At 40.9% G+C, this 24,813-nt stretch carries 30 protein-coding genes, 1 riboswitch and 1 other annotated feature; of the genes, 10 read left to right on the plus strand and 20 right to left on the minus strand.

Annotated features, from left to right (window positions below):
* Positions 1-62 precede the first annotated feature (62 nt).
* Positions 63-800, plus strand: coding sequence for a SurA N-terminal domain-containing protein (locus QMF37_RS06405; protein ID WP_283477313.1), 738 nt, complete (start codon positions 63-65; stop codon positions 798-800).
* A gap of 39 nt (positions 801-839) precedes the next feature.
* On the opposite strand, the gene QMF37_RS06410 is transcribed toward QMF37_RS06405, so the two are convergent.
* On the minus strand, positions 840-1,121 hold the full coding sequence (locus QMF37_RS06410) for a DUF6509 family protein (protein ID WP_058386598.1): 282 nt from the start codon (positions 1,119-1,121) through the stop codon (positions 840-842).
* 132 nt (positions 1,122-1,253) lie between these two features.
* On the opposite strand from QMF37_RS06410, the gene QMF37_RS06415 reads away from it, so the two are divergent.
* Positions 1,254-1,901, plus strand: coding sequence for an SDR family oxidoreductase (locus QMF37_RS06415; protein ID WP_283477316.1), 648 nt, complete (start codon positions 1,254-1,256; stop codon positions 1,899-1,901).
* 94 nt (positions 1,902-1,995) lie between these two features.
* The gene (locus QMF37_RS06420; RefSeq protein WP_058386600.1) at positions 1,996-2,379 is read left to right on the plus strand and encodes a nucleotide excision repair endonuclease; all 384 of its coding nucleotides are present in this window, start codon (positions 1,996-1,998) and stop codon (positions 2,377-2,379) included.
* A 31-nt stretch (positions 2,380-2,410) separates the two neighbouring features.
* Here the strand turns inward: QMF37_RS06420 and QMF37_RS06425 are convergent, their stop codons facing one another.
* The gene (locus QMF37_RS06425) at positions 2,411-2,845 is read right to left on the minus strand and encodes a GNAT family N-acetyltransferase (RefSeq protein WP_283477318.1); all 435 of its coding nucleotides are present in this window, start codon (positions 2,843-2,845) and stop codon (positions 2,411-2,413) included.
* A 149-nt stretch (positions 2,846-2,994) separates the two neighbouring features.
* Between QMF37_RS06425 and QMF37_RS06430 the strand changes: the two genes are divergently transcribed.
* The gene (locus QMF37_RS06430; RefSeq protein ID WP_071153398.1) at positions 2,995-3,849 is read left to right on the plus strand and encodes a dimethylarginine dimethylaminohydrolase family protein; all 855 of its coding nucleotides are present in this window, start codon (positions 2,995-2,997) and stop codon (positions 3,847-3,849) included.
* A 528-nt stretch (positions 3,850-4,377) separates the two neighbouring features.
* On the opposite strand, the gene QMF37_RS06435 is transcribed toward QMF37_RS06430, so the two are convergent.
* The 6 genes from QMF37_RS06435 to QMF37_RS06460 all read right to left on the minus strand — a co-directional run bounded on the left by QMF37_RS06435 (position 4,378) and on the right by QMF37_RS06460 (position 9,374).
* Entirely contained in the window at positions 4,378-4,971 is a 594-nt protein-coding gene (locus QMF37_RS06435) for an anthranilate synthase component II (protein ID WP_283477320.1), read from the minus strand.
* Positions 4,968-6,320, minus strand: coding sequence for an anthranilate synthase component I (gene trpE, locus QMF37_RS06440; RefSeq protein ID WP_078080070.1), 1,353 nt, complete (start codon positions 6,318-6,320; stop codon positions 4,968-4,970). The genes QMF37_RS06435 and trpE overlap by 4 nt, the downstream gene beginning before the upstream one ends.
* Positions 6,321-6,417: 97 nt before the next feature.
* Positions 6,418-6,628, minus strand: a binding site (T-box leader).
* Between the two features lie 443 nt (positions 6,629-7,071).
* A complete protein-coding gene (locus QMF37_RS06445; protein WP_058386606.1) occupies positions 7,072-7,503 on the minus strand; it encodes a hypothetical protein in 432 nt (143 codons plus the stop codon).
* A gap of 7 nt (positions 7,504-7,510) precedes the next feature.
* The gene (locus QMF37_RS06450; RefSeq protein WP_071153396.1) at positions 7,511-7,858 is read right to left on the minus strand and encodes an ASCH domain-containing protein; all 348 of its coding nucleotides are present in this window, start codon (positions 7,856-7,858) and stop codon (positions 7,511-7,513) included.
* 102 nt (positions 7,859-7,960) lie between these two features.
* Positions 7,961-8,584: a cell wall hydrolase gene (locus QMF37_RS06455; RefSeq protein WP_283477323.1), complete on the minus strand. Its 624-nt coding sequence runs from the start codon at positions 8,582-8,584 to the stop codon at positions 7,961-7,963.
* Between the two features lie 253 nt (positions 8,585-8,837).
* Positions 8,838-9,374, minus strand: coding sequence for a dihydrofolate reductase family protein (locus QMF37_RS06460; protein WP_071153395.1), 537 nt, complete (start codon positions 9,372-9,374; stop codon positions 8,838-8,840).
* 453 nt (positions 9,375-9,827) lie between these two features.
* On the opposite strand from QMF37_RS06460, the gene QMF37_RS06465 reads away from it, so the two are divergent.
* The gene (locus QMF37_RS06465) at positions 9,828-10,328 is read left to right on the plus strand and encodes a metallophosphoesterase family protein (protein ID WP_071153394.1); all 501 of its coding nucleotides are present in this window, start codon (positions 9,828-9,830) and stop codon (positions 10,326-10,328) included.
* A gap of 63 nt (positions 10,329-10,391) precedes the next feature.
* On the opposite strand, the gene QMF37_RS06470 is transcribed toward QMF37_RS06465, so the two are convergent.
* Positions 10,392-11,261 carry an STAS domain-containing protein gene (locus tag QMF37_RS06470; RefSeq protein ID WP_071153393.1) on the minus strand — a complete coding sequence of 290 codons (870 nt, stop codon included), beginning with the start codon at positions 11,259-11,261 and terminating at the stop codon, positions 10,392-10,394.
* 158 nt (positions 11,262-11,419) lie between these two features.
* Here QMF37_RS06470 and QMF37_RS06475 point away from each other — a divergent pair, with 158 nt between their 5' ends.
* Complete coding sequence (locus QMF37_RS06475; protein WP_078080069.1) at positions 11,420-12,610, plus strand: hypothetical protein; 1,191 nt, start codon at positions 11,420-11,422, stop codon at positions 12,608-12,610.
* Between the two features lie 58 nt (positions 12,611-12,668).
* Here the strand turns inward: QMF37_RS06475 and QMF37_RS06480 are convergent, their stop codons facing one another.
* From QMF37_RS06480 to QMF37_RS06500, 5 genes are all read right to left on the minus strand, one after another.
* On the minus strand, positions 12,669-13,067 hold the full coding sequence (locus QMF37_RS06480) for a thiol-disulfide oxidoreductase DCC family protein (RefSeq protein ID WP_058386612.1): 399 nt from the start codon (positions 13,065-13,067) through the stop codon (positions 12,669-12,671).
* A gap of 55 nt (positions 13,068-13,122) precedes the next feature.
* Positions 13,123-13,485 (minus strand): nuclear transport factor 2 family protein, encoded by a 363-nt coding sequence (locus QMF37_RS06485; protein ID WP_071153392.1) that lies wholly within the window; start codon positions 13,483-13,485, stop codon positions 13,123-13,125.
* Between the two features lie 83 nt (positions 13,486-13,568).
* The gene (locus QMF37_RS06490) at positions 13,569-14,096 is read right to left on the minus strand and encodes a TraR/DksA C4-type zinc finger protein (protein WP_058386614.1); all 528 of its coding nucleotides are present in this window, start codon (positions 14,094-14,096) and stop codon (positions 13,569-13,571) included.
* Positions 14,097-14,189: 93 nt separating this feature from the next.
* Positions 14,190-15,122 (minus strand): phosphotransferase family protein, encoded by a 933-nt coding sequence (locus QMF37_RS06495; RefSeq protein ID WP_058386615.1) that lies wholly within the window; start codon positions 15,120-15,122, stop codon positions 14,190-14,192.
* 107 nt (positions 15,123-15,229) lie between these two features.
* Positions 15,230-16,132 (minus strand): cation diffusion facilitator family transporter, encoded by a 903-nt coding sequence (locus QMF37_RS06500; protein ID WP_058386616.1) that lies wholly within the window; start codon positions 16,130-16,132, stop codon positions 15,230-15,232.
* Between the two features lie 105 nt (positions 16,133-16,237).
* Positions 16,238-16,285, plus strand: a riboswitch (PreQ1 riboswitch).
* Between the two features lie 97 nt (positions 16,286-16,382).
* Here QMF37_RS06500 and queF point away from each other — a divergent pair.
* The gene (gene queF / locus QMF37_RS06505) at positions 16,383-16,877 is read left to right on the plus strand and encodes a preQ(1) synthase (RefSeq protein ID WP_283477333.1); all 495 of its coding nucleotides are present in this window, start codon (positions 16,383-16,385) and stop codon (positions 16,875-16,877) included.
* Positions 16,878-16,889: 12 nt separating this feature from the next.
* Positions 16,890-17,537 (plus strand): queuosine precursor transporter, encoded by a 648-nt coding sequence (locus QMF37_RS06510; RefSeq protein ID WP_283477335.1) that lies wholly within the window; start codon positions 16,890-16,892, stop codon positions 17,535-17,537.
* A gap of 46 nt (positions 17,538-17,583) precedes the next feature.
* Here QMF37_RS06510 and QMF37_RS06515 read toward each other — a convergent pair whose 3' ends face one another.
* The 5 genes from QMF37_RS06515 to QMF37_RS06535 all read right to left on the minus strand — a co-directional run bounded on the left by QMF37_RS06515 (position 17,584) and on the right by QMF37_RS06535 (position 23,152).
* A complete protein-coding gene (locus tag QMF37_RS06515) occupies positions 17,584-18,423 on the minus strand; it encodes an endonuclease/exonuclease/phosphatase family protein (protein WP_071153390.1) in 840 nt (279 codons plus the stop codon).
* Between the two features lie 356 nt (positions 18,424-18,779).
* Positions 18,780-19,544, minus strand: coding sequence for a MerR family transcriptional regulator (locus QMF37_RS06520; protein ID WP_283477337.1), 765 nt, complete (start codon positions 19,542-19,544; stop codon positions 18,780-18,782).
* A gap of 62 nt (positions 19,545-19,606) precedes the next feature.
* Entirely contained in the window at positions 19,607-21,346 is a 1,740-nt protein-coding gene (locus tag QMF37_RS06525; protein WP_283477339.1) for an ABC transporter ATP-binding protein, read from the minus strand.
* Positions 21,347-21,482: 136 nt separating this feature from the next.
* Positions 21,483-21,794: a DUF3817 domain-containing protein gene (locus QMF37_RS06530; RefSeq protein WP_078080066.1), complete on the minus strand. Its 312-nt coding sequence runs from the start codon at positions 21,792-21,794 to the stop codon at positions 21,483-21,485.
* Positions 21,795-21,958: 164 nt separating this feature from the next.
* Entirely contained in the window at positions 21,959-23,152 is a 1,194-nt protein-coding gene (locus QMF37_RS06535) for a class I SAM-dependent rRNA methyltransferase (protein WP_078080065.1), read from the minus strand.
* Between the two features lie 118 nt (positions 23,153-23,270).
* Between QMF37_RS06535 and QMF37_RS06540 the strand changes: the two genes are divergently transcribed.
* On the plus strand, positions 23,271-23,474 hold the full coding sequence (locus tag QMF37_RS06540) for a hypothetical protein (protein WP_058386624.1): 204 nt from the start codon (positions 23,271-23,273) through the stop codon (positions 23,472-23,474).
* 53 nt (positions 23,475-23,527) lie between these two features.
* Here the strand turns inward: QMF37_RS06540 and QMF37_RS06545 are convergent, their stop codons facing one another.
* Positions 23,528-23,884 (minus strand): SpoIIAA family protein, encoded by a 357-nt coding sequence (locus tag QMF37_RS06545; protein ID WP_058386625.1) that lies wholly within the window; start codon positions 23,882-23,884, stop codon positions 23,528-23,530.
* 183 nt (positions 23,885-24,067) lie between these two features.
* On the opposite strand from QMF37_RS06545, the gene QMF37_RS06550 reads away from it, so the two are divergent.
* Complete coding sequence (locus QMF37_RS06550) at positions 24,068-24,730, plus strand: GntR family transcriptional regulator (RefSeq protein ID WP_058386626.1); 663 nt, start codon at positions 24,068-24,070, stop codon at positions 24,728-24,730.
* Positions 24,731-24,813: the final 83 nt, after the last annotated feature.

Raw genomic sequence — 24,813 nt, forward strand, 5'->3', positions numbered from 1 at the left:
TTGTGCCACCCAATAAAATATGTTTTACTGTTAAGCAGACAGACTGAAAGAGGAGTTTTTAAATGATGAAGAAAATGAAATTTGCGTTCGCCCCAATTCTTTTATTGCTAACATTAGGCGCGTGCTCTGATCAGGAAGAAACTAAATCCGAAGAAAATACTGCGCCTGAAACGACTGAAGAAACAGCAGGTGAAAACACTCCTACCGAATCAGCTTTGGAATTACCGGAGCAAAAAGATGTAGTTGTTGTCGTGAATGAGGAAGAAATTTTGGGCAAAGTTTATAATAGTGTGGCTCGTCAACTGGAATCGTCATTAACTGCACAAGGTCAAGATGTGTCCGAAGATGAAAATGCTGCCCTTGTAAAAGAACAGGCATTGTCCGTATTGATTGGTAACAAAGTAATCTTGCAAGACGCAGCAAAAAAAGGCTATCAAGCAGATGAAAAAATAGTTGAAGAGCGCTTAGAAGAACTAAAGAGTCAGTTTGAATCGACAGAGGTAATGGACAAAGCCTTAAAAGAAACTGGCTTTACGCTAGCTGACATGGAAGTTCAGCTTCGTGAACAGTCGATTTACGAGCAGTATGTTGCAGAAGAGGTAACAGCAGGAGAAGTGACAGACGAAGAAGTGAAAACAGCTTATGATGGCTTTGCAGAAACTTCTGAAGAAGAAGCACCCGCTTTTGAAGAAATGGAGCCGACAATCCGCACATCTCTAGAAGAGCAACAAACACAAGAGGCTGTAGTTGTTCAAATTGAAGAACTAAAGAAAACAGCTGAAATAGAAGTTAACATCTAATCAAAAACATCCTGCTCAAATTGAGCAGGATGTTTTTGACTATGCTAGTTTTTCTGAACAGTAAGCAAGAATTTCTTCTTCTTCCTCATCTTCAAGTCCAAACTCAAGTGCACCTCTTGTTTGCTTATCGATAAAGTTGTAATGTGCGATACGAGCTCCTGCCTCTTCTGCAGCAATAATAACACGCAGTTCTAAGCCGCCCTCTGTATATAACTCATCTTCTTCATCAACTTCAACATTCAACAAGAATTCGTAACGGTCACCCACCATAATTCCTGTAGGATCGTTAATTTTGTGAAACACATAATCTGTAATTTGCATTGTAACACCTCCGTTATTCTATTCTAGCTTGTCTACAGCTTTTTGGACAGTTGAACGAAGAAATAAAACGTTTATCGTGGAATTAAAAGGGAATATAAGTAGAGTGAAGACAATTAAAGGAGTGGATATCGAATGAACGTACTAGTTATTGGAGCAAACGGTCAAGTCGGCCGCAACATTGTCAAAGAATTATCCGAAGCAAATCATCAAGCAACCGCTATGGTCCGTAAAGAAGATCAAATTGATAAAATGAAAGAACTCGGTGCTGCTAATGTCGTATTGGGCGATTTAGAAAAAGATTTCAGTGCTGCTTTTGAAGGCGTAGATGCTGTAATTTTCGCAGCCGGATCTGGTCCAAAAACAGGGGCTGATAAAACCTTAACCATTGATTTATGGGGTTCTGTGAAAGCAGCTCAATACGCACAGGACAAAGGCGTTAAACGCTTTGTGCAACTTGGCTCAGTTGGCTCAGACAATCCGGATGCGGGTGGCGAGGCGATGAAGCCTTATCTAGTAGCAAAACGCACAGCAGATGATCTGTTGAAAGCTACTAATTTGGATTATACAATCGTTCGTCCCGGAGCTCTTTCAGACGAAGACAAATCAGGTAAAATCGAGATTTCTTCAAATGGGTTTTCTTCTCTTGAAGGAAGATCAATTCCAAGAGCAGACGTCGCTAAAGTCTTAGTAGATGTACTCGATCGCAACAATACGTATCACAAAACATTTGAAGTACTGCAAGGCGAGCAGCCTGTTAGCGACCAATTAGAGACTTTATAAGACATTTTCGAATGATAGGCGAAAAAGAGCGGATGGATTTCCGCTCTTTTTTGTGTTAAACTAGGCAATACGATAACTAGAGGACGTGATAAGCATGATTAATATTCAACCACCAAAAGCGGATGTGACGATTACACAGCGCAAACAAGAAATTACAGGTGACGAAGCTGTCATCAAACCATTATTCGGCTTTATCGATTTGCACGATGTTCCACGCGATAAAGGCGGCATCATTCAATTTTTTAACCATAGTGGAGAACTATTGTTTGTCGGAAAAGCCCGCAAACTACGCCAACGTGTAAAAAAACATTTCGAAGATTCAGTATCACCATTGAAGAATCATCGTGAAGAAGTCTACCGCATTACCGTTTCCATTATAGAAGATCCAATGGAGCGCGACATCTACGAAACGTATTTGATTAACACAGAAAAAGCCAAATACAATGTAGACAAAGTATTTTACAAAGAACAAGAATAAAAAAACGGAGGCCTTTTGGGCTTCCGTTTTTTTATTGTTTTGATGAATCCAAGAGCCATTTTTCCAAATAATAATGGCTATGGCCTACTGGATGATTGTTAACTACACCAATTTCCGAAAATCCTTGTTTCTTATAAAATTCAGGCGCTTGAAAACTGAAGGTGTCGACAATCATCAATCGATATTCTTTACTGCGCGCATAAATTTCTGCCCGTGCCATCAATTTTTCTCCAATGCCGGTACCTCTGATTGCTGGGTCTACCCACAGGAAATCGATGTGAAGACTTCGCCAAAAACCGGTGGTTGTTAAACCGCCTATAATCACCTCTTCTTCATTACGCACGATAAAACTCATTTGCTCAAATGGGGAGTTCGCTTCTCCCGGCAAATTGGCGACATTGTGTTCAATAATTTTCTTCCGGATAAAATCTCGGTCTTTCGCCACTTCCTGTTGAATAATTTTCATCGTAACAGTCTCCTCCTGTATCGAAAAACTTTCTTTTTACATTTTCTCATTTCCGCCTCTTTTTGTGTACCATCTCCTAATTAGCATGTTTTAATTTACTACCCAAAAGGAATAGTAAATTAATAACTATGTTCTTTGGAGGAACCTATATGTCATCAACTATAAAAGAAAGTCTATCTGCACGTTGCCAGAGCGAATACGATTCGCTTCGGCGTGTTTTGTTATGCCCGCCACGCTTTATGGAGATAAAAGATGTCATCAATGATGTTCAGAAAAGGTATAAGGACGAAAATATCGATATAGACAAAGCACTCAATCAACACAATGAATTTGTTCAAGCGTTACTTGATCGTGGTGTTCAAACCGATTTGATTGAGCCTGCTGAAAATTATCCGGAACAAGTATTTACACGAGATATTGGATTTACCATTGGAGACTCGGTGTTTATTAGCGAAATGGCCTCTGAAATTCGCCAAGGCGAAGAACAAGAACTTCGAAAGTGGATGCAAACACGTGACGTCAACTTCAAAAATTTGACAGGCCATCGCATCGAAGGCGGTGATGTCATCATCGACCGCGACACTGTCTTTGTCGGTATCAGCAGCCGTACTTCCAAAAAAGCTATCGATGATTTACAGCGTGAGCTACCGGATTTTGAAGTCCTGCCTATTTCGTTTAATGAAAAATACCTGCACCTTGACTGTGTCTTTAATATCTTGTCACCAACAGAAGCACTCATTTTTCCTGAAGCGCTCGATAGGGCTACTGTCGAAATGCTCGCTGAGCGCTATACATTAATTCGTGTCAATGAGAAAGAGCAGTTTGCTTTAGGCACTAACGTACTGTCTATTGGCAATCGCCAAGTTTTCAGCCAGCCGCAGAACACACAAGTGAATAAGCAATTAACTTCCCGCGGCTTCCATGTAATTGAAGTCGATTATTCCGAAATTATCAAATCCGGTGGTGCTTTTCGTTGCTGCACTATGCCTTTGATACGCGTGTAAAAAAAAACAACTGCCCCATAAGTCTCTAAAAAGACGATGAAAAAGAAATTCTTTTTCATCGTCTTTTTAGGACAAGCGCCCTGAAAGCAGTTAGCGAATGCCTGCTACTTTCAAGAGATTGTAGGTCCATGCCACAATCCGGAACGCCTTTTGCACTTTATCGAAGCCCCAGAGGAGAAATCACCGGAACGACCGATTGCCTTTGATAGGACCGAACACACTTTCTGCGTCAATTTTGCGTTATCTATTTAAAGAGGATGTCCACCATCACTTTTCCGTGCTATCCTTTTTGGGAAGTTAGCCTCGGATTTCACATAAAAATCGTTCTTTCTGTAAGGAGTGTATGGGAACTTTTGTTTTACAGAAATGGACGGTTTTTTATCTCCTGATTTAAGGTTAGAATGGCTGAGGCTGTGCCCGCGAAGCGTGCGTCGAAATGGACATCAGCCCTTTCTGACAATTGCCAAAAGAGGCTATCCCTGAAAGTAATGTTTTCATGACTTTTGGGACAGCCTCTTTTCATGTGTTCTATAAACGACTCGCTACTTCCTCATGGACCTGCATAACAAATTCTTTCATCAATGCTACCCCGTCCGGCGTACCAATCGACTCTGGATGGAACTGGATTCCATAAACCGGATAGTCCCGATGTTTAACAGCCATAATCGTGTCGTCATCGAGTGCCCGCGCTTGTACCTCTAAACAATCAGCCAAAGTTTCGGGCTCTAATACAAGTGAATGATAACGCATGACCGGTAATGGCAGTGGCATATTCTTAAACAACCCTTGCCGAACATGTGATACTTGAGACACTTTACCATGTCGAATAAATGGTGCTTCGACAACATTGCCGCCAAATGCTGCTCCAATTAGTTGCTGCCCCAAGCAAATCCCTAAAATTGGAATCGATTGGTGCACCTCTTGAATTAGTTTAATCGATTCAGGTAATTCCAGTGGGTGACCAGGTCCCGGTGAAAGAATAATTGCTTTCGGGTTTTTGGCTTTAATTTCCTCTAGTGTTAACACATCGGAACGGACCACTTCTACTTCCACTCCCATAGCAGCAACGGCCTGATAAATATTATAAGTAAAAGAATCATAATGATCGATTAATAGAATCATCCGAACACCTCCGTGAGTGAACGCGCTTTATGAAGCGTTTCCTCATACTCTGCTTGTGGGTCTGAATCAAAGACAATGCCTGCCCCTGCTTGGACATGAACCATTCCATCTTTAACGACAAAAGTACGAATTGCCAGTGCGACATCTAGATTGCCATTAAATCCTAAGTAGCCAATAGCTCCCCCGTAGACTCCTCTACGCTCTTCTTCAAATTCTTGTATCAATTGCATAGCACGTACTTTCGGAGCGCCTGACACCGTCCCCGCAGGCAAGCAGGATACTAAAGCATCTAACGGATGCATTTTTTTATCCAGCTGTCCTGTTACTTCCGACACCAGATGCATCACGTGTTGGTATTTTTCAATAACCATATATTTTGGCACTTCTACAGTTCCAATTTGTGCGACACGCCCTACATCGTTGCGGCTGAGGTCTACTAGCATTTTATGCTCTGCTTGCTCTTTTTCGTCACTAGCTAGTTCTTCTGCCAATCGATTGTCCTCAAGGTCAGTGTCACCGCGTTTTCGTGTGCCAGCAATCGGATTGGTTATCATGTGGCTGCCACGGATTGTTAACAAACTTTCAGGTGACGCACCGACAATTGCATAGCCATCAAAATCGATAAAGAATTGATAAGGAGATGGATTTTGTTTGCGTAATTTCCGGTATAACGCAAAGGCATCTCCTTTGTAACTTGCCGTTAAGCGCTGCGACAAAACCAATTGAAAAACATCACCTTTACGAATATGATCTTTTGCTTGTTCTACCTGTTTACGGAAAAAAGCATCACTCGTTTTGGAGTCGAATTGTAGTGATTCCTGATTTACTGCCATAGCCGCTTGTTCAGGAATAGCTAATTGTTGTTCAATTTCATCAAGCTTGTCTTCAAACGTTAAAATGGTCACATCATTTTTTACATGATCGAACACCACAATGGTTTCATAGATTTGTAAATGAATATCCGGCATCTGCAAGCTATCTTTTTTGGGTGCTTTGATTGGTTCATACACTTGAATCGCATCATAACCGATATATCCAAGGGCCCCTCCTGTAAAAGGCAATCCCTCTACTTCTGCTTCGTAACGAGGCATTCGTGCTTTGATCAATTCTAATGGTTTTCCCTCGTAGATTTTCTCAGCGCCTGTTCGAAAATCAATTTCACGCAATTGTTGACCGTGACCAATATAACCAACAGACGGATTTGCTCCGATAAACGAATAACGACCCGTAACACTTGTTTTTAATGAACTTTCTAACAGGCATTTACGTTCCCCAACTAGTCGGTTAAACACAGCAATAGGTGTTAAAGAGTCCCCATCAATTTTTCTCATTTTCATTTCTTTACTCATCTCAACTCAGCTCCATTTCTTAAAAACGCAGACCTTGCTGCACGTTTTACTCTCTTTTAAAACAAAAAAGCCCTCTGCAAGAACAGAACTGTTCCTTGCAGAGGACGGAATCACCGCGGTACCACCTCATGTTAAAGCTGACAAAGCTTTCACTTGATCCCTGATAACGTGGGGAAACGGATTCTTCTACTGCTTGTTCAAAGAATCACTCATAAGTCCATTCACTCAGACACCCCGTCAGTTTCCACCTGCCACTGACTCTCTTTGAGAGGTTGATCTGTGCTACTCTTCTTACTCATCGATTTAGCTCTACTATGCTCTGCTCAACTAGATTTCGGCGGTGTCGCTCCCGACACCTTCAACCGTAATCCGCACAAAAAAGGTTGTGCTTATCGTATTAAATCCACAGTGATTTGTCAACTATAAGCTGGAATCATTTAGACAATTCTGGATTTAATCATTGGAATCACAACAAGACAAGAGAGTGGAAATACAATTTGTTTAGGGTTATCATTTGGGAAGTAATCTTCGGATTGCACATCAAAATCGTCCTTTCTCCAATGGTGATGTGGTAACTCCCATTTACAGAAATGGACGATTTTTTGTATCCTTTTTTCGTTTTAGAACGGCTGAGGCCGTGCCCGCGGAAAGCGTCCGTCGGAATAGACATCAGCCATTTCTCATCCATACAAAAAAAGGCTGCTCCGAAAAGTCATTTTTCATGACTTTTGGAACAGCCCCGTCTTTTTCGTTACCAGAAATTCGGCTTGTCGACCATGAACCATAGCATCAATGACAACAAGAAAATGTAAATCCATAATGAGCGATGTAACTTCTTAACTAACTGCAAGTGGTTGAATTTTTCATTGCCAAATTTGCGTAGAGTCGGCGTGAACGCGCGTGCCAAGAAAAAAACAGAACCGACCATAACAGCCAGTGTACCTAAAATCCAGGAAGTTCCCCAGCCCCACGGTCCTTGCCAAATTAGCAGAACGCCTGTTGTAACCAATACATGACCTGCATGCTTAACGAGGCGTGTCGCCGATTTAAAAGTTACGATATGCGACTGAAGAACATCTCCAGAGGCTGTCTCCATTCGCTTAACTAGAGGAAGAAGGACAAAGAATGGTCCAATAGATAGCACCGCACTTAAAATATGAGCGAATAATATGAGCGAGTACATGTTGCAGTTACTCTTCCATCAAATGAAATTCGTGAACCCAAACAGTCATTTGAGGTAACCACGGCATACCTGCGTGAGTAGACAGTATTGATTGTTTGTATTCCTCAACACTAGCATATCCTTCTCGTGCCACTAGTTCATCTGTTAACTCACCAAGTGTTTGTTGGTAGACGTGATCTACTAAGAATTTCTTATCGTTTAGCACCATGATTTCTCCTACATCTGCATAACGACCATTCCGGCGTGTCGCCGATTTCTGACCAAGCAGAACCTTTTCGACATCCTGCTTGTTCGTTACGAGTCTTTCGATGCTACAAGTTTTCGGCGGCAATTGCTGCACGTTTTTTTCAGACATTTAAATTCCACCTCTCATTGTTCTTTCTCAGTATAACCCTTTTCTGCCCTGTTATTCACCTCAAAAAAAATCGCCCCGTAAAAACCAGGGCGATTCTCAAAACTATTTTGCAAATACATGCTTACCAATTTTCGTAATCGTCGTGCGTGAGAAAATCCATGTATCCGTAACACCGCTCGGATTATAGTAATAAGTTGAACCAAGTGATGGGTCAGATCCCTTCACTGCAGCCTTTACAGCCTGGTAAGACGATGCACTCGGTTTCAAATTATACTGCCCATCATTTATGGCAGTAAACGCATTACGTTGGAAAATAACCTGATCCGTACTGTTTGGAAACGCAGAAGAGTCGATACGATTTAGGATAACAGCTGCTACCGCAACTTGTCCGGTATAACTTTCTCCTCGTGCTTCTCCATTTACAACACGTGCCATCATCTCAACTTCTGTTATTTTTTTACGTGTTAATGGTCCCGTAAAGCCCGTAGCTGAGACATTAAAGTCACGCTGAAACTGCATAACTGCATTTTTAGTTACAGAACCATAATAACCTGTAGCTGTCGTATGGAAATAACCTAATTTCCCTAATGTAGATTGTAGTTCTTTTACATCTTGTCCAGAAACACCTTCGTGTAAATCTGGCGAATGTGCTTCCACAGACGTTTGAGAAAAACCTAAAAATAAAACCATAGACAAAGCAAACAATAGTGCTTTAAAATTTTTCATACTTTCTCTCCCTTCAATTCCAAGAATCAACAAACGACTCTTTTTAATAGTATATAATTGTAATTATATGAATTCAATCCGACGTAACTACTTTAAATTTATTGATAACTAGTCAAAATGAATAAGATACTGATTTTTTTATAAAAAAAGGTGCTTTCTCCTGCTAAATATTAGTTCTTTTCTCTTACGAAATCGAAAGACGAATGTTTAAAGCAAAACAGGTATCTGAAAATTTCTCAGATACCTGTTTTGCTTATAATTTTTTATAATGAAGCTGTACAAAGTCTCCATACGATTTTACCGATTTGAGCTTCAGAGAGGATTCCATATTGACCTCTTTGAATAACGGAATACCTTTGCCAAGTAATACCGGGGCGATGGAAATGATCCATTCATCAATTAGGTTTTCTTCGACAAAACTATGAAGCAATCCGCTACCGCCAACTACCCAAATATTTTCTCCTGGCTTTTCTTTAAGCGCTTTTACAAAGTCTGAAACCGTTTGATCTGTAAACGTGACAAATGCATGTTCCTCGGCAACTGTTGATGTAAAAACATAACTCATTTTATCTTGATAAGGAAATTGACCATTTTCCGCTGCCATTACCCAATCATACGTTCTGCGTCCTAGCACTACCGTATCAATGGTAGCTATGAATTCAGCGTAACCCATATCTCCTTCTTGTCCTTCCGCTGCTTTGAACAGCCAGTCCAGTGAGTCTTCTGTTGTTGCAATATATCCATCTACACTCGTAGCAATGTAACAAACCACTTTTCTGTTGTTTTCCATATCATTTCTCTCCTCCAATAGTTGCTGCCCCTCAAAAATTCCGATATTAAAAGCTGCTTCGAGACTGGTCTTGTAGTTTTTTTAGGTTGTGGATTTTCTTTACATACGTTGAATTAAAGAATCCAACAAATATGCCGCTTCGGCGCTATGGACAAGTCTTTGCTGGGAAGTGTCTCTGAAGAGATGGAGCAAAATAGCGAAGACGCCTTGGGGAACAAGCGAAGTGCTGAAATCCACTCGGGCGTTTAGCCCGAGTTAGTTCAGCGCGAGCCCCCGGCAAGAGAGCTGTTTTGCGGAATATCGACTACTATAGGTTTATTAGTTCAACATATATATTTCTTTTTTACTTCTCATTAGACACTCTATCTTAAACTTCAGATTGAGTAGCTAGGTTTCGACGATAAGGCATTTGTTTGGTAAAGTAAACAGAAGAGACTGACTGGAGGCGTTCAGATGAAGAAGATTGTTATTGTTTCAGATACACATATTCCATTTCGCGCTAAAAAACTACCTCAGCAACTGGTGGATGCATGCCAAGAAGCTGACTTTATCATTCACGCAGGTGATTGGCAAACGATGGATGTCTATCATGAATTAGCAGCTTATGCTGAAATTGATGGCGTCACTGGCAATGTCGATCCGTGGGACATTCTTGAAAAGTTTGGCCGTAAAAAGATTTTTACCTTCGGAGACTTGAAAGTCGGAGTCGTTCACGGTGACAGTGACGGTAAACCGACCGAACAGCAAGCTTATGACACGTTTAGCGATGACGATGTGGACATTATCGTTTTCGGACATTCCCATACACCCGTCATACGAGAAGTTGGTGGTGTGACATTATTTAATCCTGGCTCACCAACCGATAAGCGCAGACAGCAACAATATTCTTTTGGTTTATTAGAAATAGACGATTCGTGGGAACTCAAACACGTTTTCTTTGATAAAGAAAATTAGTCTGCGAGCAACTCATTTAACTAAGTACGGCAGTCAACTAGAACAAAGAAAAATCAGACCTCCTCAATGAGAGTCTGATTTTTCTTTGCACTCTTTTATCAATACGAACCCAAGCTGTTTTAAAGCTGTCTCTAAATTAGCTTCAATCATGACCCCTTTTAGTGCAGCCGCAAAATGTGGCACTTTTAACGCCATAAACGGCTGAATTCCCGTAATAACCGGTGTGACACCAATTACTTTCAGGATATTAACCAATTTTAGTAAGTATTCCCCAACAGTAGAGTTGATTTGTAAGACACCTGAAACATCGATAATCAAATAATCCATAGATTCTTGGCTACATTTTCCAAGTACGTGCTTGATGATAACTTCTGCACGCGAAGCTGTAATTTCACCAATGACAGGAACGATTGCTACACCTTTAGTTACTGGCACGATAGGCGCAGTCAATGTTTGAATTTGCTGATTGGCTTTCTCAAGTTCTAATACATAGGTCAATAAAGTCGACATCATTTCAAAAGTAGAAAGGTCTTCCTCAGAAAGTTTATGGGATTGATCATCTAGTCCACAAATCGTACCATAAACCGTACGATCGCTATAGTAGACTGGAACGCCGACGAATGTCCCTTGACCATAGTTTTTTGTAATAGCCATAGAACGAGTTAACTCACTTGCTGAAACATCTTCTATAATTAACGGAGTAGGTCCGTGGTTTATGCTCAAACTGCAGTAAGACTGAGGGAGTGGCATCGAACTCCCTTCTTCTACAAGGCTCTTACTGTTATTATGCGCTTTCATAATCTTATTTGTCTCGCCATCATTTTTAGCAATAAATAAGGAATTGATGCCAATTTGCTTGCTTAGCAACTGCAAAATATAGGCAGCTGCATCATCAAAGTTACCAAAACCTTTTGCTTCATGCGTAGTTTCCATTGCTGTTCCCCCTATCCGCTTTGCTCAATCTGTACGTAATTTTACCGAACTTGCCAGTAATAGCTTTCCGGTATGATGGTTATTTATTCTCTTCTAAAAAGGTTCGTTTTTATTGTTGAAAGGGTATATCCCTAACAATAGCATGCGGAGGTGTAAATATGGAAAACGAATTAGATATTCTTGTATTGGAACAATCCCATACATTCATTTATTTCAGGTGGACAGCGACCGAGGACGTTTGCCGCGTAAAGCGAGATGGGCAAATGGTTTATACCGGCACTCAAAATCGCTTTAAAGATGAAGGATTAAAAGAAGGTCACTTGTATACCTATACACTTGAACGCCTAGATGCGTCAGGACACTGGGTAGATAAAATCAAGCTACAAACAGCAACCGAAAAACGACAAACGAACAGCAACAATCGTTTAGCAGAGTTAGTTTTAACGACCATTGTTTCTAACAGTCGTATTTCTTTAGCTTGGGGAAAAATTGTTGGCATTACGGCTTATGATATCTATCGCAATGGAGCGTTTATTGAAACCGTTGAAAAAAATCAGTACACGGACCGACAAGTTTCGATGAACGAAGAAGCGACTTACTGGATTCGTGGCAACCGTCCAATCGTAAAGTCTCAAAAAAAGTTTAGCGACAAAAAAATTGCGTTAAATAAATTTTTTAATAGTTTACACCAAAAATCTCCGCAAAAAAAAGCAGCAACAGAAGACTTTTGGCTGACTAAAAAAATTGCTTCTCTCGATTCTTTATTGTCCGATAAAGAATCGACTCAACTAGTCCCAGCCTGGCAATTACGCTATACTACTTTTCTGCCAGATACCTTATTGAAAAACCCTAATCTCTTGTCCCCTTTTGCCTATTTTCAAGGGGATGGACGAAGCTTTGACGCTGAGTCACCACATTACAGGTCTCAAGTCAATCTTACTATTGACCTTAAAAAAAGTCCGACATTGGTATGGGACAAGCATATAGGACCCACCATTGGATACAATTGGCGAAAAAATTTTAGCAAAGCTGATATTGCTTCCTCTCAAAAAATTGAATTAGAGAAAGCAGCAGAAATCGAACAAAAAATGGCCATCACCTTAACGCATTGCGTAGGAAACCCACTCACAACGTCACCAAACATTGATTACGAACTATCAGCTGATTTTTATCAAAATGGCACGTATGACATTATTGGCGTACATGATCAATCGCCCAATCATGAAGTTTATTTGAAGTTTGAAGATAACCACGAATGGACGGCCATTCATCAAAAAGAAAGTGAAGGCCTCGCTTTTATGGCAGGACCTACTGCCAGTCACTATTGGCGAATATCCAATTTCTACTGAGATTTTCTATTCCTAAGAAAGCCCGAACCCGAGGATTACCGGATTCGGGCTTGTTCTATTATTTGTCCAGAAATCGTTTGCGTATGTGAGGAGGGGGCAGCATGCAGCTATCCAACTTGCCGAATACTTTATACCGATTTTTAGCGATAATGTCATACGCGCCGTCACGAACTACTCGTGGAAATGGTTTCAAGTAATGCGCCAATTTCCAGAGACCTGTTAAGTGATGCGAAATCATTAAAGCCCCTTCAGATTTCACAAACGCCTGTCCATCCTTGATCAATACTAAACTATCGACATCTCCCGGTACTTTGAATTTCCTTGAAAGTTCTTGGCCAATCTCACTTTGCAACGAAGCAAACTGATAATAGCCAGCGGGATCATGATTGATGATAAATTGAACGCTTGAATCGCAAAAATTGCAGTCTCCATCAAATAATACGATGGCATGTTCCATGAAAAATTCCTCCTTCGACAAAATAGTTCTGTTATGTGAATAGCCTATTCTTTCTTTATTCAAACACGTTGCTAGCTGAAACTGTTCCTTGATGGAAAAATAATCTCCAGCCATTTTCTCGTTTTTTCCAGACAGAACTCCGGTTCGTCAGCTTTCCCGTCTTTAAGTTGGTTATTTGGTACGTGGTCAGCACAGCATCTGAACCTAATTTGTGCATTTCGAAAAAATGAATAGCCATTGGGTCGGGATTTGATGGAAAATCCCCTTCAAAATCCTGACGTTTAATAAGACCTCCAGAACTGCCAAATTCAAAAAACTCATCGTCCAGCACTTCACTTAACTTATCGGTTGAAACCCAACACTCCGGCTCCAAGTGGCTGCATTCAAGCCTATAAATTTCTTCTTTCAATCTATCCATACTTAACCCCCTAGCTGTTATTTCCCGGGAAATCGTGCTGTTTTTTAAATCCCCTCCTTGCCTAACGGCAGGAGGGGATGGTTTTATTTATCGTCTTTGAAAAAATCTTGTGAATCTTCGCTTGGTTGATCTTGCGGTGTATCCGACGAGCCAAAATCCTCTACATCTTCAAAACTATCTTGGTAGTCTCGAATGCCATCGTCTTCTTTTTTGACAGGCTGTGCTGTGGAAGCCTGTAGAACATCTTCTTCAGATGGGCGACTTTCCAAATCCGGATGTTGATCTGCGTGATCGATACAAGTCAACGCGGTTGGCAATGCTTCCAACCGTTCAAACGGAATTTCTTTGCCACACACTGAACACGTCCCGTAGCTACCGTCTTCAATTGCAGCTAGAGCTGCTTTAGCGTCTGCTAATTCTTCTTCTTTAAACTGAGTCATCGCCAGACCGCGTTCTTGATCGTATAAATCTGTGGCATTGTCAGCAGGATGATTATCGTAGTTTGAGAGCTCGGTCGTCTCAAACTCTTCTGTATGCTCTACGCGTTCTTCTAGTGATTCTACTTGTTCTACTAATTGCTTTTTCAATTTCTTTAGTTGTTCATCTGTCATCCAATTTCCTCCTCAAAAAACTCACTTATTGTTATATTGCCTTTATCGGGGAAATCAAACCTGAAATGATACTGACTCTTTTAGCAGGAGGACTTAAAAGTCATCAAATCGATCCAAAAGACTTAATAAATAATCATCTAATCGGTGTCGTACCAACTCGTCAGACAATCCTTTCATACCGAACGCTTTCCACCCTGGGTACACAGTAGGTGATCCATTTAAGGTGTCTATTAGTGAAACCAGATCCCAATACGGATCGTAAACAAATAGATTCCCAGCATGCCGCTGATACGCTGCCAGAAACTCATTAGCAACAGAAATTCCATACATCTGAGCTAGGTTGACACGGCAATGGCCAACATCGATTCCTGCGGGCCCTCGACATGCGTTGACCCAGTCTACGATAGCACTAATTTCGCCGTTTTCCCACAGCACATTAGCTGGATGGAAATCTCGATGAATGAAACACTCCCGCACTTTAGGACGGTTTCCAGAAACAATGTAAAAAGCTCGCATCCAATCGTTTTGAACTTTGGACCACGTCGGCTTTTCAAGTAAGAACGCATCGTTATAAGAAAAATATTCGTATGGAAAGTCTTCTGCCTTTATTTGATGCAACTCTGCCAAAGCCGCTGCCAGTCGATCTGTCCATTTGTTATCATGAGTTGGTTGAAGTACGACAGAGCCAGACTCTTTTGTCATGAATACTGCAGGCACGCCATTTTCTTGTCCGGTTTCGTCATAAGCGATTAAGTGAGGGACAAGAAGGCCGGACTGCTCAGCGTACTGAAGGCTATCTGCTTCATGTCTTGCTAAATCAGGCTCTTTTTCCAACCAATCGGCTTTATGAAAAAGTCGCAGAACGTAAGAAAGCACTTGGTCGTTCTCTTTGACAGTTAGCTCAAATAGCTTTGAAGAGGTTCCGCCCGTCAGCGGATCAACGTCGATGATTTCTACTTGCTCGTTTAGTTGGCTTTTCACCCATTCTATTGATTGCTTTTGTAATCCATACTGTTCGCCTGCCATTCTTGTCGCTCCTTTCTGCCTATCTTTTACCTTTAGTTTACCATGAAAAATATGGATGCTATCCGTCAATGATAGAGAAATTAACAGATAATCCACTCTTTTTAAATTTATACCTTTAGTGAGTCGTGTACAGTGTCGGTTTTTTCAATTTGGATGGTGGCATGTTCAATTCCGCACACATCATAAACCAATTTCAAAGCTTCTTGAAGAACCTTTTGCTCTTGTATATTGACATCGACATCAATGTGGCATGTAAACAAGTCCATGCCAGATGTAATCGTCCACACGTGAAGGTCATGAACGTCTAACACACCTTCGATTTCAAGCAGCCGCTCTCTCACTTGCTGCGTATCAATCGTCTCAGGTGTTCCCTCCATCAAAATATGAATGCTATTTTGAAGAATGCCCCAGGCGCTCCGCAAAATCAATAACGCAACAGCGACCGAAATCAGCGGATCTGCTATCGTCCAGTCAAATAACAGAATAAGCATACCCGCTACTATGGCGCCTACTGAACCAAGCGCATCTCCGATAATATGCATATAAGCACTTTTCATATTAAGATTGCCTTGAACATCGGCACCACGGTTTAACACCCACGCGCTCAATACGTTAGCAGCAAGACCAATTGACGCAATGACTAGCATCCAACCTCCTTGAACTTCCGCAGGCTCATATAAACGCTGGACAGCTTCATAAATGATAAAACCTGCCATAACAAATAACGTAATGCCATTAATAAAGGCGGTAAGAATTTCAAAACGGTAGTAGCCATAGGTTTTGTTAGCAGACGCTGCTCTTCCCGCAAACCAAATAGCTGACAAACTCAGTACCAGTGAAACCGTATCCGACAACATATGACCGCTGTCTGCAATTAAAGCCAAACTGTTTGTGAAGAGTCCGCCGAAAAACTCTAGCAGCATGATGCCGGCTGTTATGATAAGTGCAATAGATAAAGCTTTTTTATTGCCGCTTCTAACTGTTTCAAAATGATCATGATCATGCCCCATGCGATCCTCTCCTTTGGCTGTTGCTAATATGTTAACAAATTTGGTCGATTGACAACGCATAGTAAGTCTTATACGATAGATGAGTAAAAAGTAAATACCCCGGCAACGGGAGAGGTTCATAGCATTTCACCCTCTATAAAAAACTATGGATTGTCGAAACTCAGCCAAATCCACATGCGATTTGGCTTTTTCTTTTGTCCGTTTTTTATAACCCTCTTCCTAACCGGGCATCTAAAAGGAGGCCGTTTTTATGGTAGGAAGAAACGAAGAAACGCTCGAGCATTTAGAATTGCTTGGCAATCAAAACACCAAGTATAAGTTTGAATACGATCCAGACATTTTAGAACCCATCGACAATCTGCACAGCCGTGATTATTTTGTGAAATTTAATTGTCCTGAGTTTACGTCCCTTTGTCCGCAAACTGGGCAACCCGATTTCGCTACGATCTACTTGAGCTTTATTCCCGACAAAACATTAGTCGAAAGCAAATCACTGAAGCTTTATTTATTCAGTTTCCGCAATCATGGAGATTTTCATGAAGATGTTGTTAACATCATTATGAATGATTTAATCAAATTGATGGATCCTCGGTATATCGAAGTTTGGGGAAAATTCACGCCACGTGGCGGTTTGTCGATTGATCCTTACACAAACTATGGCCAACCTGGAACAAAATACGAAGAAATGGCATCGTACCGGATGATGAATCACGACATGAATCCCGAAACGATTACCAATCGATAAGGAGCTCAGCAAATGTTACTTTATTTGAACGGCGCATTTGTCGGCTTGTTAATCTTATCGAATATACTCGCGGTGAAATTATTCAGTATCGGCGAATGGGCTGTTTTACCGGCTGCTGTCATCGTCTATGTTTTCACTTTCCCGATCACAGATACGATTGCAGAAGTATATGGCAAAGAAGCTGCAAGACAAACCGTTACTGCAGGATTTGTTACACAGCTTTGTGCACTGGCGTTTATTTTTCTTGCTATTCATTTACCAGCTGCTTCTTTTTTTACGAATCAAGAATCATTCGAAACCATCTTTTCTGCAGGTTTTCGTGTTACTATAGCCAGTCTCGTTTCTTACTTTATTAGTCAAAACCTGGACGTCACTATTTTCCATAAACTGAAAGAAAGACATGGTCATTCCAAGTTGTGGCTTCGCAATAATGCCTCAACAATGGTCAGCCAATTGGTCGATACGAGCATTTTCATCACCATCGCTTTTTACGGCACTTTGCCAACTAGTGTATTACTTGGCATGATTGTGACACAATATGCATTCAAATGGCTCGTGGCTGCAGCGGACACGCCCCTGGTATATTTACTCGTCAAGTTATGCAAACGCGATCTAGCAGACCATCAAATTTACGGACATCAAAAACCGGAAACTCTCTAATAGAGAGCTTCCGGTTTTTTCATCATATATGCTGAAGTTTGACTGTTTAGACCTTTGCCCGTTCTTTTTGCAAACCATCTTTACTGTGTACTGTCGCACCAGTCAGGACCATATCCGCTACAATCGGCATATGATCGGAAACGGCCGTCTCAATAACGGCTACCTGTACGACATCAATAGCGCTATCTGAAAAAATATAGTCGATTCGTATTGCTGGAGACAAAATCTCAGCTGTTTCTTTATTTGTGTAAGGAGAGGGATATGTGTAGGCATCGCCTCTTTTCATTGTCAAAAAAGCATCGTTGAACTGGCTGTTGAGTTTTTGCATATAACCGTTCGAAGGTGGGGCATTAAAGTCCCCAACAAGAATTTGTGGAAAGCGGCTTTTTTCTGTAAGGGTCAAAATTTCATCAACACTAACTGCTAGCTCTTCATCTTTCAGCGCTAAATGAGTATTAAATACACTCAAATAACTACCTTCCACTTCAATGATGGTTTCTAACAGACCCCGTTGTTCATTATTTCCAAATGGACACGGAACTTGAGTCAATAAATGATTTTCGACGTATTTGATTGGGTAGTTACTCAAAATGACATTGCCATATTGATGATTCGGACGTTCTGAATCTTCAGGTGCAAAACTCATATTGGCTCCGTAAGCCGCATGCATGCCAAGTCTTTTGCTCAACCACTCTACTTGGTCCACAAATGAACTGCGAGCAGAAAAATAACGATCAACTTCCTGCAAGGCAATAATGTTCGCACAGGATTCCTCGATAACTCCTGCAGTCCTCTCCAAATCGACGACTCCATCCATCCCCAACCCATGAGCAATATTAAAAGACATGACTTTGACAATTGGTGCTTTCTTTTGATTCCCGTGCATGCAAACCTCTCCTTTTCGATGAACACAAATCGTTGGCAGCTGTTTAATTGGCTTTAGTATAACAAGTGCTTATGAAGTGGCTGTGACAAGAGTGTAAAGATTTCGTAAACGGAAAATCCGAGGCGTTCCGACTTGCTTCCATTTCAGAAGAGTTTATGCACGTTCAGTAGAGTTTACGCACGTTCAAGAAAATTTATGCACGTTCAGTAGAATTTACGCACGTTCAAGAAAGTTTACGCACGTTCAGTAGAATTTAGAGATGCGCAGCAAAAACAAAGGTTCCGCTCTAAACCAATCGCAACATAAAAAATGCAGGCAGCCTATTAAGTCTCGGCTGCCTGCACTTGAACAAATTTTTATTCTTCTGATGATGTATAAACCACAATGGCGTCCCTCAAAAATTCAGCGGCTCCATAGTTTACTTTGTTGTAATACGCAGCAAATCGCTCGTCTGCCACATAGATCTCTGCGAGTCCTCTATGCGCTTTTTTGCTATAGGACGGCCACGTAAAGTTTAACCACTGGCGATGTAACGCAGCCATTTGCTGAGCCGCGTCGCTCGACGGGTCTTTCGTTTCGATAGCGTTTGCCAAGCTGTTTAATACTTGTTGCTCTAAACTTTTAAACGCCAGAAACTTCTCTTCGCCCATCCCTAACATGTTGGCATTCGATTGATCGACTAGACTATCACCATATTTACTGCGTGTTTCATTGCCATATTGCTGTTCGTTGTCGTCCACACGTTTTTGCTGAAAGCCTTGAAATTTCTCTTTGTCCCCCATCATGCTCTCTCCTTTTTTCGTGGAAATGGTTTTTTCCACATTGATAATCAAGAGATCCAATTGCAGCCGTTTCGCGAGAAGTGTTTCCCGGTGTGCTTTTAAAGCTTTGGCACTATCGAAGCCAGAGTCATTAACGATGTTCTTTATCTGTTCCAGTCTCAATCCGAGTTCGCGGTAAAATAAAATTTGCTGCAGCTTATCGACTTCCCGCGCGCCATAAATTCGATATCCGGACGCATTTTTTCTTAACGGCTTCAATAAATCAATTTCATCGTAATAACGCAAAGTCCGCGTGCTAACTCCGGTTAACTCCCCCAACTTTTGCACGGTATAGTCCATTTCTCCACCTCCTGATGAATCTACCCTACACCTTGACGTTGCGTTAAGGTCAAGCAGGTTAATCAAGTTAGTTGCTGTGTGGCAAAATCGCGGTACAGCGCGTGACTCGCTATTAGTTCTTGGTGAGTTCCAATTCCGGTAACACGCCCTTTTTCAATAAAAACAATTTTATCCGCATCCACAATTGTCGACAGTCGATGAGCGATAACCAAAGTAGTCCGCCCTTCCATTAAGCGACTTAAGGCCTGTTGAACGATGCCTTCTGACTGACTATCTAAACTCGCTGTCGCTTCATCCATCATCAAAATTTTGGGATCGCGTAAAAAAGCTCGGGCAATGGCAATTCGTTGGCGCTGACCGCCGGATAACTTAACGCCGCGTTCCCCGACTTCTGTATCCAGTCCATCAGCAAAGCCACGTATGAAATCTTCCGCATAAGCCATGCGTGCAACTTGCCACAATTCTTCAGCTGAAATTACTGCCGAGTTTGGCAATCCGTACGTTAAGTTTTCGCGAATGGTGCCACCCATCATAGCACTTTCTTGCGACACATAACCGATTTGATCTCGCCAAGACGTGATTGAAATTTCATCGATTGGCATGTTCCCTATCAAAATCTCACCTGACAGTGGTTCGTAAAAGCGTTCAATCAACCCAAAAATTGTAGTCTTTCCACCACCACTTGGTCCTGCAAATGCAATCATTTCACCGGGTTGTGCTTCAAATGAGATATCAGCTAGAACCGGCTCTCCTTCCCCATAAGAAAAACTTAACTTATTAATTTGTAACGATTTCCCGACAATATCTAAAGTTGATTTTGGCTGTTGTTCTTCTAATGGCAATTCTAAAATGTCGATAATGCGTTCTGTCGCACCTTTGGCTTTTTGAAGCTCTGTGAAAAAGCGCGCGAAAGTCGCCATCGGAACAATAATTTGAAATAAATACAATAAAAATGCAACGAGCGAACCTGTCGACATTTCCCCATTTGCTACACGAATTCCGCCGTAGCCGATGATTGATACGATAACGACCATGACGACCAAATACATTAACGGTGCAATCAATGCGTAAATTTTGGCTTCTTTCATACCAAGCGCAAACAATTTATGGATGCCTTGTACACCTTTTGTTTCTTCTGTATGTTCAGCCGTTGAAGATTTCATCAACCGAATTTCACCCAAAGTTTGTTGCACATGACCCGTAAAATGAGCAGTCTCGTCTTGTAAGTTACGAGAAATTTTGGCCATTTGACGGCCTAGCGGTACCATAACGACAACTGTTAGCGGAACCGACAACATCATCAGAAGCGTCATTTTCCAGTCCAGAATGACCAAAATAATTACTGCCCCAATTATAGAAATAATGCCGGTAACGAAAGAAGGAAAATGATCCGTGATTAAATTCCGAACAATTCCCGTATCATTGACAACTCGACTTACCGTTTCTCCACTGGAATGCTGATCAAAATAACGGACACGCAAGCGGATCAATTTTGCCCACATGCGCTCTCTCAAGCCAGCGACTACTCGTTGTCCGACCATGCTGAGCAAGTAAATCGAAATGCCATTAATGACAGCTTGCACAATAAAAGCCGCAACGATTCCAACAATCAGCGGAACACTTAAGTCATTAAGGGAAAAACCATCAACTAGATTTTTTGTTAATAACGGTACCACAAGTCCAACAAGCGTAGTAATCAGACTAGCCGTCAAACCAATAGCTAGCGCAAGTTTCGGGATTTTCAATGTCAACAATAGCGAAATAAACGGCTTTAAACTCTTTTCTTTAGCGTTCTTTTTCATCATAGGAGCCCCTGTTCTGTCAGTCGCATGAAGCGAAGTTACTCTAGTTTATTACATTAAATTTATAGCTGTTCTACATACACTAAAAACACCTGCAGAAAAATTCCACAGGTGTTTCCATTTATAAAATCGGTGTTTAGGCAGCTGAAGTTTTCAGCTGTTGCCAATTTTCAAGACGTTTATCTAAAATGAAATTACCAAACGGAACGAATGCTGAAACAACGGCACCTACAGAAAAACGGAACGGCCATTTAAAAACAAACGTCATATAAATGGTAATTAAAATATACATACTGAACAAAGCCCCGTGAATCGGTCCAATCACGCTAACCGCTTCTGGAAAATCAAAAAAATATTTTAACGGCATCGCAATAAACAGCAAGATTAGCAGTGAACCGCCTTCAACTACGCCCATAAAACGAAATGTGCTTAACGCATTTTTAAACATGAACTATCCCTCGCATTCTGCTTTCATTATAAAAGCGAAAGGGGAACGCTGTACAGGGATTAGCGGGAGAACGCGGGAACTTTCTACAAAAGTACGCAAAATTTCGACACAAACCATAAGTCGTTCCTTAGTTAACTAGGCTAGAATAAAGAAACCTTTTTACGTTATCCTAGTTTCACAAAAAGAACTTTCAAGTAATTGCCTTCTTTAAATTCTTTGTGCACGCGGAAATCGCTAGGTAATGTGAATTCCTCAACAATGCTGTATTTCCCACCAAGTTCCTTAAAGGCTTTGTCGATAAATCCTTTAAATTTCTTCATGCCAAAAGAAGCACTATTGGTCGAAGCAACGATAACGCCGTTTTTTTCTGTAATGGCGATTGCCTCTTTCATCAAGTTCGTATAATCCTTAGACGTACTAAACGTGTATTTTTTTGAACGCGCAAAGCTTGGTGGATCTAAAATCACGACATCAAACCTTAATTCTTTTCGCTTAGCGTATTTAAAATAATTAAAGACGTCCATAACCAAAATATCCTGATTTTCAAAATCAATGCCATTCACACTGAATTGCTCAATCGTTTTACTAGAACTTCTCTTCGCCAAATCGACACTCGTCGTTTTCCGTGCCCCGCCAAGTGCGGCTGCTACTGAAAATGCACCAGTGTAGGAAAACGTATTGAGTACTGTTTTGCCTTTGGCGTATTTTTGCTTGATCACATTTCGTACATCACGCTGGTCTAAGAAAATTCCTGTCATCGCTCCGTCGTTTAAGTAAACTGCAAAGTTCACACCATTTTCTTTGACGACTAACGGAAATTCACCGCGTTCGCCCGCAACAAAATCATCTTCCTCGATATACTGACCTTTTGTATCGAATCGTTTTTTCTGGTAAATGCCTTTGCATTCCGTCACATTTTGAAGTGCGGCAATGACTTGATCTTTAAACGTATAAACCCCTTCACTATACCAGCTAAGCAAATAAAAGCCGTCATAATAATCAATGATCAACCCTCCGAAACCATCACCTTCACCGTTGAAAACGCGAAAAGCGGTCGTCTCTGAGTTATTAAAAAAAGCTTGTCTACGAGAAATCGCAGTCGTCAACTTACGTTCAATAAATGCTTGATCGACAGTTTCATTTTCATCATTGGTCAGCACCCAGCCATACCCCTTATTTTGCAAGCCGTAATAGCCTTTTGCTAAAAAACGTCCTTGTTTATCAACAAGTTTCAAAATACTTCCTTCAGTTTGGAGAAATTCTGCATTTTCTAAAGCTTCTTTCGTCACTAAAGGATAACCGTTAGCGTAACCTGTCTTAAATTTATCGTTTATTTTAACTGAAATTTCCGAATTCATAATCTCTCATCCTATCTGTCAACCACTGTTTTGCTTTATAATTAGTGTATACGATAGCTGACCGGATTCCCACCCTCGCCATGTGAATTTTCCAACACACTCAGTAGGAGGAATTGCCATGAAGCAGAAGTTTTATGTTTACAATATTCTATTAACTAATGGGGAATACCTGGAGAACATCCGCGTTGAAGGACCTCTTGAAGACCACTTTCCAGGGGTTTCGGTGAGTCTTTTTTCTGTTGAAAATATCGAAGGGAAAACGATTGTCTTAAGCGTATTCCACATTGTCAAAGCCGATTTAATTAGCATAGAAGAGTCATAAAGCAGATTCAGACTACAAAAAGCGTTTTGCATCTGTCATGCAAAACGCTTTTTCTATTCCTGAATCCAGTCCCAAGCATTGTTCATTTCATCTAATGTAAAATATTTCACTTCGAGTTTCGGTAATAATTTTTCTATTTCTGCTGACTTTTCTTTTATGTGGCTGGAACTGATTACAGCAAATTTATGAAAATGATTCCATGCATCCATGTTTACTTTCATGCTTTCTTCTAGTCCTTCAAAAGATGCGCCTTGTCTTTCGCTTATAATGGCATAAATATTGAATTTTCCTTTATCCGCATATTTTTCTTGAATGATTTTATCAATTTTCATCGCATCCTGGTATGTGGCTGCTCCTTCGAATTCAATAGCGATTGTTTCTATGTCTTTGCTTGGTACAAATGACAACATCTTTATTCCTCCTCGTCAGTAATAGACTTGTTGTTAATTTTCATATTCCCCATTTAGAAGCTAACAAACGGCTATAGCGAGATTTTTTAATGCTATCTACCGATATATTGCATGAAATATTTTGTTGATGGTGCCAATTACTGTATAATAGAATCTATTACGCAGTAAAAAGGGGAGCTTGTAATGCCTATTCCAGTTAATCACGCTAAGCCAGTCCGCGTGTCAGCTAAAGAAAGTGCTTATCTTCAATTACAGCAATGGATTATTGATGGTACGCTACAGCCTGAAGAAAAATTAATCGATACAGAATTGGCGCAAGCATTGAGTTTAAGTAGAACTCCAATACGCGAAGCGCTGCAGCTGTTGGAAGTTCAAGGGTTTGTAGAAATGTTTCCAGGAAAAGCTACACGCGTCACTACTATTAAAAAAGGGGACCTCAAAGACTTGTTGCCACCTCTCGCTGTTTTGCAAGCCTTGTCAGCAGAACTTGCTATTCCTAATCTTGACGAGCATGTCTTTCGTTTGCTCGAAGAAACTAACCAACGATTTATTGAAGCCATTGAAAGCCAAAATGGTTTTTCAGCTTTAAAAATTGATCAAGAGTTTCATCAAATTATTGTCGATGCTGCAGATAATCCTTATATCCACTCAATCCTCAGCAGTCTCCAGTCTCATGTAAGACGACAATTTTTTCATCATTCATTGATGTTAACTAAGAGCTCATACGATGAGCACGTCGAAATTATCCAGACCTTAAAAGAAAAAAATCCAACTAAAGTGACACAACTTATGAAATCCAATTGGATTCGTACGATTGATGAGTTGTCGACTGAAAAACTTCTGTAAACTAATTAGAAAAAGCTGCATCAAAAGCATAGACGCTTTTGATGCAGCTTTTATTTTAGAAGCAAACCTGGTTTACCAGACCC

The sequence above is a fragment of the Planococcus sp. S3-L1 genome (genome assembly GCF_030063085.1).
Classification (GTDB): domain Bacteria; phylum Bacillota; class Bacilli; order Bacillales_A; family Planococcaceae; genus Planococcus; species Planococcus kocurii.

What these genes read in the sequence shown, in the direction of transcription:
- QMF37_RS06405 (WP_283477313.1), top strand. Translation starts at nt 63, where the DNA reads ATGATGAAGAAAATGAAATTTGCGTTCGCCCCAATTCTTTTATTGCTA.
- QMF37_RS06410 (WP_058386598.1), bottom strand. Translation starts at nt 1,121, where the DNA reads ATGCAAATTACAGATTATGTGTTTCACAAAATTAACGATCCTACAGGA.
- QMF37_RS06415 (WP_283477316.1), top strand. Translation starts at nt 1,254, where the DNA reads ATGAACGTACTAGTTATTGGAGCAAACGGTCAAGTCGGCCGCAACATT.
- QMF37_RS06420 (WP_058386600.1), top strand. Translation starts at nt 1,996, where the DNA reads ATGATTAATATTCAACCACCAAAAGCGGATGTGACGATTACACAGCGC.
- QMF37_RS06425 (WP_283477318.1), bottom strand. Translation starts at nt 2,845, where the DNA reads ATGAAAATTATTCAACAGGAAGTGGCGAAAGACCGAGATTTTATCCGG.
- QMF37_RS06430 (WP_071153398.1), top strand. Translation starts at nt 2,995, where the DNA reads ATGTCATCAACTATAAAAGAAAGTCTATCTGCACGTTGCCAGAGCGAA.
- QMF37_RS06435 (WP_283477320.1), bottom strand. Translation starts at nt 4,971, where the DNA reads ATGATTCTATTAATCGATCATTATGATTCTTTTACTTATAATATTTAT.
- trpE (WP_078080070.1), bottom strand. Translation starts at nt 6,320, where the DNA reads ATGAGTAAAGAAATGAAAATGAGAAAAATTGATGGGGACTCTTTAACA.
- QMF37_RS06445 (WP_058386606.1), bottom strand. Translation starts at nt 7,503, where the DNA reads ATGTACTCGCTCATATTATTCGCTCATATTTTAAGTGCGGTGCTATCT.
- QMF37_RS06450 (WP_071153396.1), bottom strand. Translation starts at nt 7,858, where the DNA reads ATGTCTGAAAAAAACGTGCAGCAATTGCCGCCGAAAACTTGTAGCATC.
- QMF37_RS06455 (WP_283477323.1), bottom strand. Translation starts at nt 8,584, where the DNA reads ATGAAAAATTTTAAAGCACTATTGTTTGCTTTGTCTATGGTTTTATTT.
- QMF37_RS06460 (WP_071153395.1), bottom strand. Translation starts at nt 9,374, where the DNA reads ATGGAAAACAACAGAAAAGTGGTTTGTTACATTGCTACGAGTGTAGAT.
- QMF37_RS06465 (WP_071153394.1), top strand. Translation starts at nt 9,828, where the DNA reads ATGAAGAAGATTGTTATTGTTTCAGATACACATATTCCATTTCGCGCT.
- QMF37_RS06470 (WP_071153393.1), bottom strand. Translation starts at nt 11,261, where the DNA reads ATGGAAACTACGCATGAAGCAAAAGGTTTTGGTAACTTTGATGATGCA.
- QMF37_RS06475 (WP_078080069.1), top strand. Translation starts at nt 11,420, where the DNA reads ATGGAAAACGAATTAGATATTCTTGTATTGGAACAATCCCATACATTC.
- QMF37_RS06480 (WP_058386612.1), bottom strand. Translation starts at nt 13,067, where the DNA reads ATGGAACATGCCATCGTATTATTTGATGGAGACTGCAATTTTTGCGAT.
- QMF37_RS06485 (WP_071153392.1), bottom strand. Translation starts at nt 13,485, where the DNA reads ATGGATAGATTGAAAGAAGAAATTTATAGGCTTGAATGCAGCCACTTG.
- QMF37_RS06490 (WP_058386614.1), bottom strand. Translation starts at nt 14,096, where the DNA reads ATGACAGATGAACAACTAAAGAAATTGAAAAAGCAATTAGTAGAACAA.
- QMF37_RS06495 (WP_058386615.1), bottom strand. Translation starts at nt 15,122, where the DNA reads ATGGCAGGCGAACAGTATGGATTACAAAAGCAATCAATAGAATGGGTG.
- QMF37_RS06500 (WP_058386616.1), bottom strand. Translation starts at nt 16,132, where the DNA reads ATGGGGCATGATCATGATCATTTTGAAACAGTTAGAAGCGGCAATAAA.
- queF (WP_283477333.1), top strand. Translation starts at nt 16,383, where the DNA reads ATGGTAGGAAGAAACGAAGAAACGCTCGAGCATTTAGAATTGCTTGGC.
- QMF37_RS06510 (WP_283477335.1), top strand. Translation starts at nt 16,890, where the DNA reads ATGTTACTTTATTTGAACGGCGCATTTGTCGGCTTGTTAATCTTATCG.
- QMF37_RS06515 (WP_071153390.1), bottom strand. Translation starts at nt 18,423, where the DNA reads ATGCACGGGAATCAAAAGAAAGCACCAATTGTCAAAGTCATGTCTTTT.
- QMF37_RS06520 (WP_283477337.1), bottom strand. Translation starts at nt 19,544, where the DNA reads ATGGACTATACCGTGCAAAAGTTGGGGGAGTTAACCGGAGTTAGCACG.
- QMF37_RS06525 (WP_283477339.1), bottom strand. Translation starts at nt 21,346, where the DNA reads ATGAAAAAGAACGCTAAAGAAAAGAGTTTAAAGCCGTTTATTTCGCTA.
- QMF37_RS06530 (WP_078080066.1), bottom strand. Translation starts at nt 21,794, where the DNA reads ATGTTTAAAAATGCGTTAAGCACATTTCGTTTTATGGGCGTAGTTGAA.
- QMF37_RS06535 (WP_078080065.1), bottom strand. Translation starts at nt 23,152, where the DNA reads ATGAATTCGGAAATTTCAGTTAAAATAAACGATAAATTTAAGACAGGT.
- QMF37_RS06540 (WP_058386624.1), top strand. Translation starts at nt 23,271, where the DNA reads ATGAAGCAGAAGTTTTATGTTTACAATATTCTATTAACTAATGGGGAA.
- QMF37_RS06545 (WP_058386625.1), bottom strand. Translation starts at nt 23,884, where the DNA reads ATGTTGTCATTTGTACCAAGCAAAGACATAGAAACAATCGCTATTGAA.
- QMF37_RS06550 (WP_058386626.1), top strand. Translation starts at nt 24,068, where the DNA reads ATGCCTATTCCAGTTAATCACGCTAAGCCAGTCCGCGTGTCAGCTAAA.